The sequence below is a fragment of the [Zimmermannella] faecalis ATCC 13722 genome, assembly GCF_000381765.1.
Lineage (GTDB): Bacteria > Actinomycetota > Actinomycetes > Actinomycetales > Microbacteriaceae > Gulosibacter > Gulosibacter faecalis.
In genome coordinates this window covers 1-17817 of the sequence record NZ_KB907081.1, presented here as the reverse complement: position 1 = coordinate 17817, position 17817 = coordinate 1, and the positions used below count along the sequence as shown (strand labels likewise).

Annotated in this window: 14 protein-coding genes; 9 read left to right on the top strand and 5 right to left on the bottom strand. The window is 68.6% G+C overall.

All coding sequences use genetic code 11. From position 1 onward, the window contains the following. The first annotated feature begins 37 nt into the window (after positions 1 to 37). The gene (locus G328_RS0110025; protein WP_019619220.1) at positions 38 to 325 is read left to right on the top strand and encodes a DUF2975 domain-containing protein; all 288 of its coding nucleotides are present in this window, start codon (positions 38 to 40) and stop codon (positions 323 to 325) included. Then, the gene (locus tag G328_RS0110020) at positions 325 to 576 is read left to right on the top strand and encodes a helix-turn-helix domain-containing protein (RefSeq protein WP_019619219.1); all 252 of its coding nucleotides are present in this window, start codon (positions 325 to 327) and stop codon (positions 574 to 576) included. Before G328_RS0110025 ends, G328_RS0110020 begins: the two co-directional genes overlap by 1 nt. Here the strand turns inward: G328_RS0110020 and treZ are convergent. From treZ to glgX, 3 genes are read right to left on the bottom strand one after another with little or no spacing between them, the layout of a single operon-like run. Further along, the gene (gene treZ / locus G328_RS0110015) at positions 573 to 2366 is read right to left on the bottom strand and encodes a malto-oligosyltrehalose trehalohydrolase (RefSeq protein WP_019619218.1); all 1794 of its coding nucleotides are present in this window, start codon (positions 2364 to 2366) and stop codon (positions 573 to 575) included. The two genes, G328_RS0110020 and treZ, sit on opposite strands and share 4 nt — an antisense overlap. 20 nt (positions 2367 to 2386) lie before the next feature. Next, positions 2387 to 4723, bottom strand: coding sequence for a malto-oligosyltrehalose synthase (gene treY / locus G328_RS0110010; protein ID WP_019619217.1), 2337 nt, complete (start codon positions 4721 to 4723; stop codon positions 2387 to 2389). Between the two features lie 12 nt (positions 4724 to 4735). Beyond that, positions 4736 to 6904, bottom strand: a complete 2169-nt coding sequence (gene glgX / locus G328_RS0110005; protein WP_040905508.1) for a glycogen debranching protein GlgX — start codon at positions 6902 to 6904, stop codon at positions 4736 to 4738. A 67-nt stretch (positions 6905 to 6971) separates the two neighbouring features. Here glgX and G328_RS15070 point away from each other — a divergent pair, with 67 nt between their 5' ends. Together G328_RS15070 and G328_RS15065 are read left to right on the top strand one after the other, a co-directional pair. Next, on the top strand, positions 6972 to 7187 hold the full coding sequence (locus tag G328_RS15070) for a hypothetical protein (RefSeq protein WP_019619215.1): 216 nt from the start codon (positions 6972 to 6974) through the stop codon (positions 7185 to 7187). Then, positions 7188 to 7718, top strand: coding sequence for a nucleoside/nucleotide kinase family protein (locus tag G328_RS15065; protein ID WP_019619214.1), 531 nt, complete (start codon positions 7188 to 7190; stop codon positions 7716 to 7718). A 1-nt stretch (position 7719) separates the two neighbouring features. Here the strand turns inward: G328_RS15065 and G328_RS0109990 are convergent, their stop codons facing one another. Next, positions 7720 to 8079: a metallopeptidase family protein gene (locus G328_RS0109990; protein ID WP_019619213.1), complete on the bottom strand. Its 360-nt coding sequence runs from the start codon at positions 8077 to 8079 to the stop codon at positions 7720 to 7722. A gap of 170 nt (positions 8080 to 8249) precedes the next feature. Here G328_RS0109990 and gltB point away from each other — a divergent pair, with 170 nt between their 5' ends. The 3 genes from gltB to G328_RS0109975 all read left to right on the top strand — a co-directional run bounded on the left by gltB (position 8250) and on the right by G328_RS0109975 (position 14869). Further along, a complete protein-coding gene (gene gltB, locus G328_RS0109985) occupies positions 8250 to 12788 on the top strand; it encodes a glutamate synthase large subunit (protein ID WP_019619212.1) in 4539 nt (1512 codons plus the stop codon). Then, positions 12781 to 14244, top strand: a complete 1464-nt coding sequence (locus G328_RS0109980; RefSeq protein ID WP_019619211.1) for a glutamate synthase subunit beta — start codon at positions 12781 to 12783, stop codon at positions 14242 to 14244. Before gltB ends, G328_RS0109980 begins: the two co-directional genes overlap by 8 nt. A 76-nt stretch (positions 14245 to 14320) precedes the next feature. Then, the gene (locus G328_RS0109975) at positions 14321 to 14869 is read left to right on the top strand and encodes a hypothetical protein (protein ID WP_154651566.1); all 549 of its coding nucleotides are present in this window, start codon (positions 14321 to 14323) and stop codon (positions 14867 to 14869) included. On the opposite strand, the gene trhO is transcribed toward G328_RS0109975, so the two are convergent. After that, positions 14866 to 15768, bottom strand: coding sequence for an oxygen-dependent tRNA uridine(34) hydroxylase TrhO (gene trhO / locus G328_RS15060; protein ID WP_019619209.1), 903 nt, complete (start codon positions 15766 to 15768; stop codon positions 14866 to 14868). The two genes, G328_RS0109975 and trhO, sit on opposite strands and share 4 nt — an antisense overlap. Positions 15769 to 15822: 54 nt before the next feature. On the opposite strand from trhO, the gene G328_RS0109965 reads away from it, so the two are divergent. Together G328_RS0109965 and G328_RS0109960 are read left to right on the top strand one after the other, a co-directional pair. Further along, complete coding sequence (locus tag G328_RS0109965; protein WP_019619208.1) at positions 15823 to 16668, top strand: Cof-type HAD-IIB family hydrolase; 846 nt, start codon at positions 15823 to 15825, stop codon at positions 16666 to 16668. A gap of 77 nt (positions 16669 to 16745) precedes the next feature. Then, positions 16746 to 17582, top strand: coding sequence for a variant leucine-rich repeat-containing protein (locus tag G328_RS0109960; protein ID WP_154651565.1), 837 nt, complete (start codon positions 16746 to 16748; stop codon positions 17580 to 17582). Positions 17583 to 17817 lie beyond the last annotated feature (235 nt).

Below are 17817 nucleotides of genomic sequence, written 5' to 3'. Positions count from 1 at the left end.
TATTGATTAGCGATAGGTATCTATTGATAATCGATACATGCAGCTGAACGTTCCTCGCCCGCCACTCGCGCTTGTCATCGCCACGGAAGCCCTTCTTGGCGTCCTGTTCCTCATTGGCCTGAGCGCGATTGTGCTTCTCCCGGAATTCTCCGCGAACGTTGCGACCAACCTGCCCGAGTATGCCGACCTCCGCGATCCGCTGCTCTCCCTCGCTATCGCCCTCACGGCACTCGGCCTCATCGCGATTGTCTGCATCAGCCTCGTCCTCCGCTCCCTCCTGCGGAATGCCATCGCGATGCGCGCCGAGCTCGACGAGGTCGTGTAGTGACTATCCGGATCACGATCGACCGCATGCTGGCCGAGCGCGGCATGAGCGTGGGCGACTTCGCCGACGCCATCGGAATCACGCCGGCGAACGTCGCAGTCCTCAAGAATGGGCGTGCAAAGGCGGTGCGCTTCTCGACGCTCGACGCAATTTGTCGAGTCCTCGACTGCCAGCCGGGCGACCTACTCCGCTACGAAGACCGGAAGGCCGACGGGCCCGAAGGTTCTGCCGAGTTGTCCGACAAGCGCTAGTCGGCAATCGGCGCGAACACCGCCGCGCAGTGCGCCGGCAGCGTCGCGCGCGTGCCCTCGACCCGCACCTCGTCGTTGGTTGTGAACACGACCTCGGGCAGGTCGTCGTGTGAGGTCCATGCCACGTCGACGTCGAGCTCGACCTCGCGCGGCTCGGCCGCGAAGTTGCACACGACCTCGAGGTCGCCGCGCCAGAAGCTGAGCACGCCGAGCTCGGGCTGCGCCTTCGCCGACACGTCGCGCAGCCACGGCCACGTGAGCTCCGGGCGGGTGCGCCGCAGCTCGATGAGTCGCTTGTAGACGTCGAGCAGCCACTGGCGCTCGGGCCGGTCGAGCTCCATCCAGTCGAGGCGGGATGCGCGGAACGTGTCGAAGTCCTGCGGGTCGGGCACCTCGGTCTCGCCCCAGCCCATGCGTGAGAACTCCTCGCGACGGCCCTTCGTGACCGCCTCGGCAAGCTCGGGCTCGGGATGCGACGAGAAGTACTGGAACGGCGTGAGGGCACCCCACTCCTCGCCCATGAACAGCATCGGCGTGAACGGCGAGCACATCATCAGCGTCGCCCCGACCGCGAGCTGCTCGGCCGTGAGCTTCTCGCTCAGCCGGTCGCCGCGCGCGCGGTTGCCGATCTGGTCGTGGTTCTGCGTCGACACGACGAGGCGCCACGCGTAGGTGCCCGCGCCGAGCGGGCGACCGTGATGGCGCCGGCGGAACGTCGACATCGCACCGTCGTGGAAGAACCCGTGGGTGAGCACCTTCTCGAGTGCTCCGAGGCCGTGGCCGGCGGTCTGCGCGAAGTCTTCGTAGTAGCCGTCGTCTTCGCGGGTGAGTGCGACGTGTGCCGCGTGGTGAAAGTCGTCTGACCACTGGCCCGACAGCGCGTATCCGCCCGCAGCCCGCGGCGAGATGAGCCGCGGCGCGTTCATGTCGCTCTCGGCGATGAGCGTCAGCGGCCGACCGAGGAACGCGGAGCGCGCCTCGACCTCGTTCGCGATCTCTTCGAGGATGTGCGTTGCGCGGGTGTCGATGAGCGCGTGCACGGCGTCGAGGCGCAGGCCGTCGACGTGGAAATCGGTGACCCACATGAGCGCGTTGTCGATGAGGTAGCGACGCACCTCGTCGGAGTCGAAGTCGTCGACGTTGATCGCGTCACCCCAGTCGGTCTGGTGGCGCGACGACACGTACGGCCCGAACTTCCCGAGGTAGTTGCCGGCCGGGCCGAGGTGGTTGTAGACGACGTCTTGAATCACGCCGAGCCCGCGCTCGTGGCAGGCGTCGACGAAGCGCTGATACGCGGCCGGGCCGCCGTAGGGCTCGTGCACGGCGTACCAGTACACGCCGTCGTACCCCCAGCCGAGGTCGCCGTTGAACGCGTTGACCGGCATCGGCTCGACAAAGTCGACGCCGAGCTCGACGAGGTGATCGAGGCGGTCGATCGCGGCGTCGAGCGTGCCGTCGGGCGTGAACGTGCCGACGTGCAGTTCGTAGATGACGCCGCCCGCGAGCTGTCGCCCCCGCCAGTCGCCGTCGCCCCACTCGTACCAGCCCGGGTCGAACGTGCGCGAGCGGCCGTGCACGCCCGCCGGCTGCCGGCGCGAGCGCGGGTCGGGCGTCGGCGTCGTCTCGTCGTCGATGAGGTAGCCGTAGTCAACCTCGCCCGGCAGTTCGGGAAGGTCGACGGGGCGCCACCAATCGCCGTCACCGCGCCGCATCTCGAAGGTCGCATCGTCGATCTCCACGCGCATCCGCGACGCGAACGGGGCCCAGACATCGAACCGGCTGTCTCGCATAGGGGTGTGCCTCCCGGCGCCTAGTTGTCGGTGTACACGAGCATCGCCACGGGCAGGTGCTCAAGCAGGTGCGCAACCGCGACCTCGCCGCGGTACGAGTCGCCCGTGAACTGGTCGACCCACTTGCCCTCGGGCAGCTCGAGGCGGGTGTCGTGCCAGCCGCCGCCGAGCTCGAGATCGACCGGCAGCCGCGTCGCGAGCACGACGACCCCGCCGCGATCGAACGCGATGAGGTGGTCGGCCGACGAGCCGGTCGCCGTCAGCGGCGTGTACTCGGTGAAGTGCGAGGGGAGCTCGCGACGCATGCGCAGGCCCGCGACCGTGAGCATGAGCTTGACCGACCCGGTCGGGTCGAGGTCGTCGTCGAACTGCGGGCGCGCGCCCTGCAGAATCGCGTCGAGCGCGGCGCGGCGCTCCACCCAGTGCACTGGGCGCCGGTTGTCGGGGTCGACGAGCGAGTGCTGCCAGAGCTCGGTGCCCTGGTAGACGTCGGGCACGCCGGGGGCGAGCAGCTGCAGCGTCTTCATCGAGAGCGAGTTTGACCAGCCCGGGCGGCGCAGTCGCTCGACGAGGTTCGCGACGATCGAGCGGGCGGCGGGATGGTCGAACGCCGCGTCGATCGCGTCGCGCAGCTGCTGCTCGTAACCCTCGTCGATCTCGGTCCACGTCGTCACGTCGCCCGCCTCGCGCGCCGCCTTCTCGGCGTACGCGTAGAGGCGCTCGCGGCTCGCGGGCCACACGCCGATGATCGCCTGCCAGAGCAGATTGCCGAACGCGGGGTTCGAGATCGGCGCGATCTCGAGCAGCTGCTCGAGCGAGTCGCGCCAGAGCTCCGGCACCTCGCTCAGCGCGTCGAGCCGCGCGCGCACGTCTTCGCTGCGCTTCGTGTCGTGCGTCGTGAGCGCGGTCTGCGTGGTCGGCCAGTCGCGCTGGCGCTCGGCCTGGAGCTCGTGGAACCGCTCGAGGCTCAGCGAGAAGATCGACGGGTCGCCACCCACCTCGTTGAGCGAGGTGAGGCGCGAGTAGCGATAGAACGAGCGATCTTCGACCGCCTTCGCCATGACCATGCCGCTCGTCTGCTGAAACCGCAGTGCGCCCGGGTTGTCAGGGTCTCGCAGCAGGTCGGCGACGCGCTCGATCTCGTCACCGAGGTCGCTGCGCCAGTCGGCGGCGTCGCGCGCGGCCCGCTCGAGGTATTCGACGCCCTCGGGCAGGTAGGTGCGGTAGACGGGGAAGCACGCCGCGATCTCGCTCAGGGCGTCAATCGTGCGCGCGTCGGGCTCCGCGCTCCCGGTGAGGTCGCGGGCCACGCGGCGAATCTCGGCGTGGAGCGGGCCGTCGGTGACGAAGCGCTTCGCGCCGTGCACGAGCGTCTCCCAGTCGTCGACGTCGTGGTGCGAGAGCGCCGCCGACTGCTCGTCGAGGTCGTCGCGACCAGCGTCGTCGACGAGCACGCGGTCGTACTCGCCGAGCGCGTCGTAGCCGGTCGTGCCGTCGATCGGCCAGTGGGGGAGCCGCTCGCCGGGCTCGAGGATCTTCTCGACCGAGATGTACACGCCCGTGCGCTCCCGCAGCTTCGCGAGGTAGCCGGCCGGGTCGCGAAGGCCGTCGACGTGGTCGATGCGAAGGCCGTCGACGAGTCCGTCGCGCACCCACGAGAGAATCTCGGCGTGCGCCGCATCCCACACCTCGGGGTCTTCGACGCGAACGCCGGCGAGTTCGGTGACCGTGAAGAAGCGGCGGTAGTTGAGCGACCAGTCGCCCTGGCGCCAGTGCACGAGCTCGTAGTGCTGCGCGTCGTGCACGTCGCGCACGTCGAGGTCGTGGTCGTCGGCCGATCCAGGGGCGAGCGGATACTCGTGGTCGTAGTAGCGCAGCACGCCCGCCTCGCGGTCGACCTCGAGGCCACGGATGGGCGCACCCGGCTCCGTGGGCATGTCGGCGTCGCCGATCACGGGCAGCAGCAGCTTGCCCTCGCCCGCGGCCCAGTCGATGTCGAAGAACTTCGCGAACCGCGACCCCTCGCCGTGGGAGAGCACATCCCACCACCACGGGTTCTGCCGGGGTACGGCGACGCCGACGTGGTTCGGCACGATGTCGACGAGCAGGCCGAGGCCCGCCTGGTGCGCGCGCGCCGCGAGCCGCTCGAGGCCCGCGCGACCGCCCCGCGACTCGTCGACGCGGGTCGGGTCGACGACGTCGTAGCCGTGCGTCGACCCTTCAGTCGCCTGCAGGATCGGCGAGAGGTAGATCCAGTCGACGCCGAGCGTCGACAGATACGGGACGAGCTCGGCCGCGTCGTCGAGGGTGAACTCCGCATCGAGCTGCAGTCGATAGGTGTTCGCCGGGGTGCGCATTGGTGTCCTTCCCTAACTCATTGCGGTCTGATCGGTCGGCGCCGCCGCAACCGTCGCGATGCTCGATGTCACGGCCTCGGGTTCGCGCCATTCGCGCAGCACGACGACCGAGCGCTGCGGCATGAGGAACTGCTCGCCGGGCTCGACGTGTTCGAGCTCGCCCTGCGCCGTGTCGACGACGACCTCCCACGACATCGAGATCTCGCCGTTCGGCACCGTCACTTCGACGTCGGTCTCCGACGCGTTGAAGTAGATGAGGAAGCTCTGGTCGCTGATGCGCTGCCCCCAGCGGTCGCGGCCCGCGATCGCGTCGCCGTTGAGGTAGTAGCCCATCGCGCGCACGAACGCCTCGTTCCAGTCTTCGCTCTCCATGCGCGAGCCGTCGGTCGAGAGCCAGACGACGTCGGGGAGTCCCTCGCCCTCGCCGCGCTTCGCGATGCGGCCCGAGAAGAAGTGGCGACGGCGGAACGTCGGGTGGTCGTGGCGCAGCTTCGCGAGTGAGCGGGTGAAGTCGATGAGCGCCGTGTCGGCAGCATCCCAGTGCACCCAGCTGATGTCGCTGTCTTGCGCGTACGTGTTGTTGTTGCCGTGCTGCGTGCGGCCGAGCTCGTCGCCGTGCAGCAGCATCGGCACGCCCTGCGAGAGCATGAGCGTCGTGATGAAGTTGCGCTGCTGGCGGGCGCGCAGCTCATTGATCGCGGGGTCGTCGGTCGGGCCCTCGACCCCGCTGTTCCACGAGCGGTTATGGCTCTCGCCGTCGCGGCCATCCTCGCCGTTCGCGTGGTTGTGCTTCTCGTTGTACGAGACGAGGTCGCGCAGCGTGAAGCCGTCGTGCGCCGTCACGAAGTTGATCGAGGCGACGGGGCGGCGGCCATCGCGCTGGTAAAGGTCGCTCGAGCCCGTGATGCGGGTCGCGAACTCGCCGAGGGTCGCCGGCTCGCCGCGCCAGAAGTCGCGCACGGTGTCGCGGTACTTGCCGTTCCACTCGGTCCACAGTGGCGGGAAGTTGCCCACCTGGTAGCCGCCGGGGCCGACGTCCCAGGGCTCGGCGATGAGCTTCGCCTGCGACACGATCGGATCCTGCTGCACGAGGTCGAAGAAGCTCGAGAGCTTGTCGACGTCGTGGAGCTCGCGGGCGAGCGTCGACGCGAGGTCGAAGCGGAACCCGTCGACGTGCATTTCGAGCACCCAGTAGCGCAGCGAGTCCATGATCAGCTGCAGCGTGTGCGGGCTGCGCATGTTCAGCGAGTTTCCGGTGCCGGTGTAGTCGGTGTAGTAGCGGCGGTCGTCGGCCTCGAGCTTGTAGTAGGCCTCGTTGTCGATGCCGCGGAAGCTCAGCGTGGGGCCGAGGTGGTTGCCCTCGGCGGTGTGGTTGTAGACCACGTCGAGGATCACCTCGATGTTGTTCGCGTGAAGGGTCTTCACCATCGTCTTGAACTCCTGCACCTGCTGGCCGTTGTTGCCAGACGAGGAGTAGTCGCCGTGCGGCGCGAAGTAGTTCAGCGTGTTGTAGCCCCAGTAGTTGCGCAGGCCCTTCTCAACGAGCGTCGAGTCGTGCACGAACTCGTGCACCGGCATGAGTTCGATTGCGGTCACGCCGAGGTCTTTCAGGTGCGCGACCACGCTGGGATGCGCGATGCCCGCGTACGTGCCGCGCATGTCCTCGGGCACGTCGGGGTGCAGCTGCGTGAGGCCCTTGACGTGCGCCTCGTAGATGAACGAGTCGGCGTAGGGGGTGCGGGGGTGGCGGTCGCCGGTCCAATCGAAGAACGGGTTGATGACGACGCCCTTCGGCATTTTCGCGGCCGAGTCGTCGTCGTTGCGGCTGTCGGGGTCGCCGAAGTTGTACGAGAACACCTCCTGGCCCCACTCGATGTTGCCGTCGATCGCCTTCGCGTACGGGTCGAGCAGCAGCTTGTTCGGGTTGAACCGCCGGCCCGATGCGGGGTCGTAGTCGCCGTGGATTCGGTAGCCGTAGCGCTGCCCGGGCAGCACCTTCGGCAGGTAGCAGTGCCAGACGAAGCCGTCGCGCTCGTACAGGCGAACGCGGGTCTCGGTGTCGTCATCGGCGAACAGACACAGCTCGACGAGTTCGGCGCCCTCCGAGAAAATCGCGAAGTTCGTGCCCGAGCCGTCGTAGGTCGCACCGAGCGGATACGGGGTGCCCGGCCAGCTCTGGATGTCGTTGTCAGTCACCTTCTCAGACTACGTGGGCGAGGTGAAAGGAATGTCACCTATCGTGGGCGCTATGAGTGACGCAACACAGACCAGCGAATCGATCGACCAGGTCGAGTTCAAGGCCGGCGACGTCGTCGTGCCGCTCGGCTACGTGCTGAGCGACGCCTACGGCACCCGGTTCCGCCCGAACGTCGTGGCGCTGCTCGCCGTACTCACCCCGCTCACGATCGTGTCGGGGTGGGCGCTGCCGCGCATCATCAAGGCGCTGAAGAAGAAGCGCCGCTAGGTGGTGTCGCGGCGACCGAGCCGCGTCATCGCGATCGACGGCCGCTCAGGAGCCGGCAAGTCGACGCTCGCCGAGAACGTCGCGGTCGCGCTCGGCGCGCAGCTCGTGCGCGTCGAAGACTTTTACCCGGGCTGGGCTGGGCTCGCCGATGGCGCGGCATACCTCGCGACCGATGTGCTCGCCCGCGTGCGCGCGGGCGACGTCGTCGTGCCGCGGCGGTGGGACTGGCATGCCGACGAGTTTCTCGACGGCGTGCCGGTGCACCCCGGACTGATCGTCGCCGAGGGATGCGGTGCGCTGAGTCGCGCGAGCCGCCCGCTCGTCGACGTCGGCGTGTGGCTCGAGGTCGACGCCGATCTGCGCCACCGGCGTGCGACCCTCCGCGACGCCGATGACTCCTGGTGGGCCGACTGGCGTGCGCAGGAGGACGCCTTCTACGCGACGGAGGGTTCGCCCGAGCTCGCCGATGTCACGCTGCCCGCCGACGTTGGCGTGGCTGAGACGTTGGCGCTCCTTGAACCCCTGCTCTGACCTACCCCCAGCCGAGGTCGTGCAGGTGCGCGTCGTCGATGCCGTAGTAGTGGCCGATTTCGTGCACGAGTGTCACGTGAATCTCGTGCTTCAGCTCGTCGAGTGAGCTCGTGAACTCGATCAGGGGTTCGCGAAAGAGAATGATGCGGTCGGGGAGCGGACCCCAGTCGTAGGTGCCGCGGTCGGTGAGATCGACGCCGTCGTATACCCCGAGCATCCAGCCCTCTTCGGGGCGGTCTTCAACGAGGAAGACCACGTTTTCGAGGCCGTCGACGGCTTCGTCGGGGAGCGCGTCGAGCTCGGCAATCACGAGCTGCTCGAACGCCTCGAGGTCGATGTTCGGGAACTCCAGCTCGGCCATGCCGCCAGCCTAGCGATGCCCGACACCTGCGGGCGACTTTGCCGTGCGCGCAAAATGAATGAAAGAAATATATTTAGAGCGAGTTGCGCTGTGTGTAAACTTTGCCGAACTGGGTCGGCGCGACGACGTGCCGACGACACCGACGACCCCCAACCGCAGTGAGGTGAGCGATGGCACAACAGCGGATACGCGCGCTGCAGACGCCCGACAAGCAGGGCCTGTACGACCCCGCATTTGAGCGCGATTCGTGCGGCCTCGCCATGGTGGCGACGCTGCGACGCGCGCCCGGCCACGACGTCGTCGAGGGCGCGCTCGACGCGCTGCGCCACCTCGAGCACCGCGGTGCCGTCGGCTCTGACGAGGGCACCGGCGATGGCGCCGGGATCCTCACGCAGATGCCCGACGAGTTCTTCCGCGCCGTCACCGACTTCGCGCTACCGAACCCGGGGGAGTACGCCGCCGGCCTCGTGTTCCTCCCGACCGACGACCCCGACACCGCCGCGCACGCGATCGAGCGCATCGCCTCGCAGGAGCGCATCCGCGTCATCGGCTGGCGGGAGGTGCCGACCGAGCCCGACGTGCTCGGCTCGCTCGCGCGCACCGCGATGCCGTGCATCCGCCAGATCTTCGTCACCTCGGCGACCGCCGCCGCGAGCGGCATCGAGCTCGACCGCCTCACGTTCCGCATGCGTAAGCGCATCGAGCGCGAACTCGGCGACTACCTGCCGTCGCTCTCGGCGCGCACGATCACCTACAAGGGCATGGTGACGACGCTGCAGCTCGAAGACTTCTACCCTGACCTCAGCGACCAGCGCTTCACCTCGCGCCTCGCGATCGTGCACTCGCGGTACTCGACGAACACGTTCCCCTCGTGGCCGCTCGCGCAGCCGCTGCGCATGATCGCCCACAACGGCGAGATCAACACGGTCGAGGGCAACCGGCACTGGATGCTCGCCCGTCAGTCGCAGCTCGAGAGCGAGCTGCTCGGCGACCTGCGCCCGCTCGAGCCGATCATCACCGAGGGCCTGAGCGACTCGGGCTCGTTCGACGAGGTGCTCGAGCTGCTCACCCTTTCGGGCCGGTCGCTGCCGCACGCGATGATGATGATGGTGCCCGAGGCGTGGGAGAACTCCGACGACATGCCGCAGCAGCTGCGTGACTTCTACGAGTTCCACTCGCTGCTTATGGAGCCGTGGGATGGCCCCGCCTCGATCTCGTTCACCGACGGCACGCTCGTCGGCGCGACCCTCGACCGCAACGGCCTGCGCCCCGGCCGCTGGCTCGTCACCGAAGACGGGCTCGTCGTCGTCGCGAGCGAGACCGGCGTCATGCCGCACCTCGACCCGGAGCGCATCCGTGCCCGCGGTCGCCTGCAGCCGGGCGTCATGTTCCTCATCGACACCGAGGCTGGGCGCATCATTCCCTCCGACGAGGTGAAGCTCGAGCTCGCGCGCTCGCAGCCGTGGGGCAAGTGGCTCGAGTCGACGCGCATCAAGCTCGACGACCTGCCCGAGCGCGAGCACGTGAGCCACACCTCGGCGTCGGTCGTGCGCCGCCAGCGGGCCTTCGGATACACCGAAGAAGAGCTGAAGATGCTCATCGAGCCGATGGCGCGCACGGGCGCGGAGCCCCTCGGCGCCATGGGGTCGGATACGCCGATCGCGGTGCTCTCGGAGCGTCCGCGCCTGCTGTTCGACTACTTCACGCAGGCGTTCGCGCAGGTGACGAACCCGCCCCTCGACTCGATTCGCGAGTCGGTCGTCACCTCAATGTCGAGCGGCCTCGGGCCCGTGCGCAACCTGCTCACGGCCACCGAGGAGCACGCGAGCCAGGTGATTCTCGATTTCCCGGTGATCGACAACGACGAGCTCTCGAAGATTCGTCACATTGACCGCACCCCAGGGTCCCGGCGCACGCGCGTCATCTCGGCGCTCTACGCGGTCACCGAGGGCGAGCACGCCATGGAACGCCGACTCGACGCCATGTGCGACGAGGTGGATGCGGCGGTCGAGCAGGGCTCGCAGTTCATCATCATCTCCGACCGCGACTCCGACGAGCAGCTCGCCCCCATTCCGAGCCTGCTCGCGGTGAGCGCCGTGCATCAGCACCTGATTCGCGAGGGCCATCGCATGGAGGTCGGCCTGCTCGTCGAGTCGGGCGACGCGCGCGAGGTGCACCACGTCGCCACGCTGCTCGGCTACGGCGCGAGTGCCGTGAACCCGTACCTCGCGATGGAGTCGGCGGAGGAGCTCGTGCGCTCGGGCTCGCTCACGGGCGTGACCGTCGACGAGGCGGTGCACAACCTCATTAAGGCGCTCGGCAAGGGCGTCATGAAGATCATGTCGAAGATGGGCATCTCGGCGGTGTCGTCGTACATCGGCGCGCAGGCGTTCGAGGCGGTCGGCCTTGCGGCACCGTTCGTCGAGCGGTACTTCACCGGCACCGTGAGCCGGCTCGGCGGCGTCGGCATCGGCGTGGTCGCCGAAGAGACACGGCGACGTCACGCCCTCGCGTACCAGTCGGAGCGCGCGGCGCTCGTGCACCGCCGACTCGAGTCGGGTGGCGAGTACAAGTGGCGCCGCGACGGCGCCCCGCACCTGTTCAGCCCCGAGGCCGTGTTCAAGCTGCAGCACTCGACGCGCACGCAGCGATACGACGTGTTTCGCGAGTACACACAGCTCGTCGACGACCAGGCGCGCGAGCTGAAGACGCTGCGCGGCATGTTCCGACTGCGCTCCGAGGCCCGCACGCCGATCCCGATCGACGAGGTCGAGCCCGTGAGCGAGATCGTGAAGCGGTTCCAGACCGGCGCGATGTCGTACGGTTCGATCTCGCAGGAGGCGCACGAGACCCTCGCCGTCGCGATGAACCGCCTCGGCGGCAAGTCGAACACGGGCGAGGGCGGCGAAGACGTCGACCGGCTGCTCGACCCCGAGCGCCGCAGCGCGATCAAGCAGGTCGCCTCGGGCCGCTTCGGCGTGACGAGCATGTACCTCACGCACGCCGACGACATTCAGATCAAGATGGCACAGGGTGCGAAGCCCGGCGAGGGCGGCCAGCTGCCGGGCGAGAAGGTGTACCCCTGGGTTGCCCGCACGCGGCACGCGACGCCCGGCGTCGGGCTCATCTCGCCGCCGCCGCACCACGACATCTACTCGATCGAAGACCTCAAGCAGCTCATCTTCGACCTCAAGCGCGCGAACCGCGATGCGCGCATCCACGTCAAGCTCGTGTCGCACTCTGGCATCGGCGCGGTTGCCGCGGGCGTCGCGAAGGCGAAGGCCGACGTCGTGCTCGTGTCGGGCTACGACGGCGGCACGGGCGCGAGCCCGCTCAACTCGCTCAAGCACGCGGGCACGCCGTGGGAGATCGGTCTCGCCGAGGCGCAGCAGACGCTCATGCTGAACGGCCTGCGCGGCCGCGTGACGGTGCAGGTGGATGGCCAGCTCAAGACCGGGCGCGACGTCGTGATCGGCGCGCTGCTCGGGGCCGAGGAGTTCGGGTTCGCGACGGCGCCGCTCGTCGTGTCGGGCTGCATCATGATGCGTGTCTGCCACCTCGACACGTGCCCCGTCGGCGTCGCGACGCAGAACCCCGAACTGCGGGCGCGCTTCAGCGGCAAGCCGGAGTTCGTCGAGACGTTCTTTGAGTACATCGCCGAGGAGGTGCGCGAGCTGCTCGCGGAGCTCGGGTTCCGGTCGCTCGAGGAGGCGACGGGCCACGCCGAGCTCATCGACGCCGACGACGCGATTCGCCACTGGAAGGCCGACGGCCTCGACCTCGAGCCGGTGTTCGCCGTCGTTGACGGCACCGACCGCAAGCACACGACGCAGCAAGACCACGAGCTCGAACTGCAGCTCGACTGGGCGTACCTGCCGCGACTGCGCGAGGCGCTCGCGGCGGGCGAGAAGCTGCGGCTCGACCTGCCGGTCGCAAACACCGACCGCTCGGTGGGCGCGATGCTCGGCAACGAGCTCACGAAGCTCCTCGGCGAGGCGGGCGCCGAGCCCGGGACGATCGAGGTGAACCTCACTGGGTCGGCGGGCCAGTCGCTCGGCGCGTTCGTGCCGCGCGGCATCAACCTCACCCTGTTCGGCGACGCGAACGACTACGTCGGCAAGGGGCTCTCGGGCGGCCAGGTCGTCGTGCGTCCCGACCACCGGGCGAAGTTCGTCGCCGAGCGCAACGTCATCGCCGGCAACGTCATCGGCTACGGGGCGACGGGCGGGATGCTCGCGCTGCGCGGCATCGTCGGCGAGCGGTTCCTCGTGCGCAACTCGGGCGCGATCGGCATCTGCGAGGGCGCCGGCGACCACGCGCTCGAATACATGACGGGCGGCACCGCGGTGATTCTCGGCCCGACGGGCCGGAACATCGGCGCGGGCATGTCGGGCGGCACGGCGTACGTGCTCGACCTGGATACGCGCAAGGTGAACCCCGAGGCCGTCGCGAGCGGCGAACTGCAGCTGCAGGGCCTCGGTGACGGCGACATCATGGAGTTGCAGGTGCTGCTCGAGCGGCATGCCGAGCTCACCGACTCAGCCGTCGCCCGCCGCCTGCTCGACGCCGCCGACTGGTCGCGCTTCACGCGACTCGTACCGCGCGACTGGGCCGCCGTGCACGCAATTCGTGACCTCGCCGATCAGCGGGGCGATGACCCCGACGGCGACCAGGTCTGGGAGAAGATCAAGGAGGTGACCCGTGGCTGACCCGCGCGGATTTCTCAAGGTAACCGAACGCGAACTGCCGCCGAAGCGGCCGGTCGCGGTGCGCATCCTCGACTTCAAGGAGGTGCAGCAGTCGCAGCGCGACGGTGCGATTCTGCAGCGGCAAGCCGGCCGGTGCATGGACTGCGGCATCGCGTTCTGCCACCAGGGCTGCCCCCTCGGCAACCTGATTCCCGAGTTCAACGACCTCACGTGGCGCGGCGAGAAGCGCCTCGCCGCCGACCGCCTGCACTCGACGAACAACTTCCCGGAGTTCACGGGGCGGCTCTGCCCCGCGCCGTGCGAGTCGGCGTGCGTGCTGAGCATCAACCAGCCGGCCGTGACGATCAAGTCGGTCGAGCAGGCCATCGCCGACGACATCGCCGAGAACGGCTGGCTTGAGCCGCACCCGCCCGTGCGCCTGACCGGCCAGACCGTCGCGGTCGTGGGTTCGGGCCCCGCCGGCCTCGCCGCGGCGCAGCAGCTCACGCGCGCCGGGCACACGGTGGCCGTGTACGAGCGCGACGACCGGATCGGCGGCCTGCTGCGGTACGGGATTCCCGACTTCAAGCTCGACAAGTCGCGAATCGACGCGCGTATCGAGCAGATGACCGCCGAGGGCACGCGCTTCCGCACGGGCGTCGAGATCGGTCGCGACATGTCGTGGCGTCAGCTGCGGGAACGCTTCGACGCCGTCGTGGTCGCGACGGGTGCGCTGAAGCCGCGCGACCTGCCGATTCCCGGCCGCGACCTCGACGGCGTGTACACGGCCATGGAGTACCTCGTGCAGCAGAACCGCGCGAGCAGCGGCGACCAGGTCGACGAGCAGATCTCGGCGCGCGGTAAGCACGTCGTCGTGCTCGGCGGTGGCGACACGGGCGCCGACTGCATCGGCACGGCGCACCGCCAGGGTGCCGCGAGCGTGACGAACCTCGCGATCGGCGTGCAGCCGCCGCGCGAGCGTCCGGCGAGCCAGCCGTGGCCGACGCATCCGAACCTGTTCGAGGTGCAGACGAGCCACGAGGAGGGCGGGGAGCGCAAGTACCTCGCCTCGACCGTCGAGTTTCTCGCCGACGACGAGGGCCGGCTGCGTGCGCTCCTCGTCGCCGAGACCGAGGTTGTCGACGGGGTGCGCCGACCAAAGGCGGGCACCGAACACGAGATTCCCGCGGAGCTCTGCCTGCTCGCGCTCGGGTTCACCGGAACCGACGCCGAGACGCTTCCGGAGCAGCTGTCGGTGGCGCTCGAGCGGGGCGCCGTCGCTCGAGACGACGCGTACGCGACCGAGGAACCCGGCGTGTTCGTTGCGGGTGACGCCGGCCGCGGCGCGAGCCTCATCGTGTGGGCGATCGCTGAGGGCCGCTCGGCCGCGGCCGCCGTCGATACCTATCTGCAGGGGGCGACGGTACTGCCCGCGCCGGTGACGGCGCACGAGCGGCCACTGCGGCTGCCCGCATAACCCAGACTTCCGGCCCGTGGCGCGACCTCAGCGGGTGGTCACGGGCCGGAAAACTTTCCCACGTATCCTGGCGCGCATGCGACGAGTGAGTGTTCGACGGGCCGACGCTATTGCGGCGGCCGTGCTCGCGGTCGGACTGCTGGCGGGATGCTCGGGCGAGGCCGGTGGCGCGCCTGGCAGCCTGCCGGGACCATCCGGCGATTCCGACGTGGCGGTGCCTGAGCTCGAGCCGACGAAGTCGACCTACCTCTGGCAGGAAGACCTGCTCTCGGGCGACACGCAGCAGCTCTCGACTTTGCTCGACGAGGGCGACCCGGTGCTGTTGCGGACGCAGGCCGAGTGGGATGCGTGGTGGGACGAGGTGCCCGAGGAACTCGCGAGTGCGGCCCTGTCGACGCCGTCGCCCGACCTTGATGGTGCGGTCGCCGTCGTCGCGAGCTACGGGTCGTGCCCGCCCACCCCGATTCGCTTCACGGCGCCAGGTGAGGGCGAGATCGGGCACGAGTACGCGCAGAACGACGCAGATTACGACTGCGCGTGGAACCCCCGCGCCGTCTACGTGTTTACGTTCACGCTCGAGTCGCTCGGCGTCGACTCGGCCGACGAGGTGTCGCTCAGCGACTAGCTCGCGAGTCGCTCGTGGTGGTCGCAGGCCGGGGCCTGGGGCGCGCAGGATTCGCACACGACGAGGCGCTGCTGGCACGATTCGTCGGCGCAGTTCTGCAGCCGTGGCGTCGGCGTCTCGCAGCGTACGCAGCGGCCGAGCACTTTCGCGCCCTCGGCGAAGTCGATGTGCTCGCGGCCGTCGAACACTGTGAGCGAGCCCTCCCAGAGCCCGTCGTTGCCGAAGCGTTCGCCGTAGCGCACGATGCCACCGTCGAGTTGGTAGACGTCGGTGAACCCGCGCCGCACCATGAGTGCCGAGAGCACCTCGCAGCGCACACCGCCCGTGCAGTACGTGACGACGGGCCGGTCTTTGAGGTCGTCGTACTTGCCCGAGTCGAGCTCGCGAATGAAGTCGTGTGTCGTCACGGTGTCGGGCACGATCGCTCCTTCGAACCGGCCGACCGCCGCCTCGGCCGCGTTGCGGCCGTCGAAGAACACCGCGTCGGGCTTGCGCTCGAGCAACTCGTGGAGCTCGTCGGGCTGCAGGTGTTGACCGCCGCCGACCACGCCGTGCTCGTCCACCTCGAGCTCGTCGGGCGCCCCGAACGCGACAATTTCCGGACGCACGCGCACCGTGAGTCTCGGGAAGTCGAGCGAGTGGCCGTGCTCGTCGAGGCCCGTGCCCTCCGACCACTTCATGTCGACGCCGGCGAACGGCGCGTACTGCTTCAGTGCGCGCACGTACTTCTTGCACTCGATGACGTCGCCCCCGAGCGTGCCGTTGATGCCGTGCGGCGAGACGATGATGCGACCGCGCAGGCCGAGCTGCTCGCACAGCGTGTGCTGCCAGAGCCGGATCGCCTCGGGGTCGGCCAGGGGAGTGAAGACGTAATAAAGGAGGATCTTCGGGGTGGCCATGCCGAGAATTCTACGTTCGGACAGCCGGGTGTCGCGTATCCCTAGACTGGCCTCGTGACTGCCGACTGGACCACCATTGACCCCGCTGACGTCGACGTTCGCCTCGTGGTGTGCGACATGGACGGCACCCTGCTCACCTCGGGCAACCAGTTCCCTGAGGGATTCGATGAGCTTCGTGACCTCGTGCGCTCGCGCGGCGTGACGTTCGTGCCGGCGAGCGGGCGGCAGCTCGCGACGCTCGAGCACATGTTCCCGGGCCTGCAGGGCGGCTCGTTTATCGCCGAGAACGGCAACATCGTCGTGCACGGCGGCGAGATCGTTTCGACCACGGTCATCAGCAACGAGACGGTTGAGCGCGTCGCGACCATCGTGCGCGAGGCGAAAGAGTTCGACCTCGGCGTGGTCTACTGCGGCGCGCACGGCGCGTATGTCGAGCGCGCCGACGACGCGTTCCTCGCGGAGGCGTCGCGGTACTACAAGAAGCTCGACGTCGTCGACGACATGCTCGAGGTCGGCGAGCCCGCGCTGAAGCTCGCGATCTTCGCGTTCTCGGGTTCGCAGGCGGCCGCGGATGCGCTGCTCGGCGACATCGCGAACGATCTACAGGTCGTCGTCTCGAGCGCGAACTGGGTCGACATCATGGTGCCGGGCGTGCACAAGGGGCACGGCGTTCGCGACCTGCAGGAGGCGCTCGGCATTACGCCAGCCCAGACCGTCGTGTTCGGTGACTACCTCAACGACCTCGAAATGATGGGCACGGGCGACTGGTCGTTCGCGATGGCGAACGCGCATCCGGGCGTGCGCGACGTCGCGAACTACCTCGCGCCGAGTAACGACGAGTTCGGCGTTGTGCAGGTACTGACGTATTTGCTCTCTAGCCCGTATTTGCTCTCTAGGTAGGATGCCCGCAGGTGTCGGAAAACCGCAGGGCCGGCACGACGACCCGCCTCGCCGCGGACAACTGGATGGAGACCACGATGACCGATCGCGAACCCGGCAGCTTCACCGCCGAAGAACTCGCCAGCCCGACCACCGACGCCGCGACGCTCGCACGGGCCGCTGCCGTGCGCCCCGACTTGTGGTCGGCCATTCTCGCGAACCCGAACTGCTACCCGGAACTCGGTAACTGGATTCGCCAGCAGCAGGGTGCGCAGAATCAGCCGCCGGCGCAGCAGCCGGCACAGGAAGCACAGGGTAGCCAGAGCCAGGAAGCTCCGCACTGGGCGCAGAGCCCGCAGCAGGGTCAGTACGGCCAGCCAGGTCAGCCCGGCCAGCAGGGCCAGCCCGGCCAGCAGCAGGGCGGCGCGAACCAGTTCTTCGATGGTGCGCAGCAGATGGCGCAGGGCGCGAAGAGCTTCCTCAACGATGCCGGTCAGCGCGCGGGTAAGCGGGCGAGTGACGACCCGAACAGCTTCCTCAACAAGTTCACGTGGGGCCAGGTCGGCGTCGTAATCGCCGCCGTCGTCGGATTCATCGGCCTCTTCCTCCCCGCCGTTTCGGCGAGCGCGTTCGGATTCAGCGTCTCGGCGAGCTTCATCCAGTCGGGCGATGGTGTGCTGCTGCTGATTCTGTTCCTCGGCACGATCGGTCTCACGATCTTCTCGGGCTACTCGACGAAGCGCCCCGTGCTCATCTCGTCGTGGGTGGTCGCCCTTATCGCAGGCGTCGTCTCTGTGATCGACGCGATCGCGACCCTGGCGAACGTCGCGGGCTACGGCTTCGGACCGGGCCTCGGCATCTTCGTCATCCTCCTCGTCGGCCTCGTACTCATCGCCGGCACGGTGCTCGACATCATGCAGCGCCGAAAGGGCTAGCCCGCTGCACGATCACTCGATCTCGCGATCACGACGATGGCCACGGTCTTTGCGACCGTGGCCATCGTTCGTTTCCCTGTTCCACCACTGGCGCATGCCCCAGCGCACTCCGAGTACCGCTTCGGCGGGTGTGCCGGTGCGGTGTCGCCTGCGTGTGCGGGCGTGAATTCGGGATGCGCTGGGGTGCTGGGGCACGTCCACCGGGTGTTGGCGGGTGGTGCCCTTAGAAGGGTGG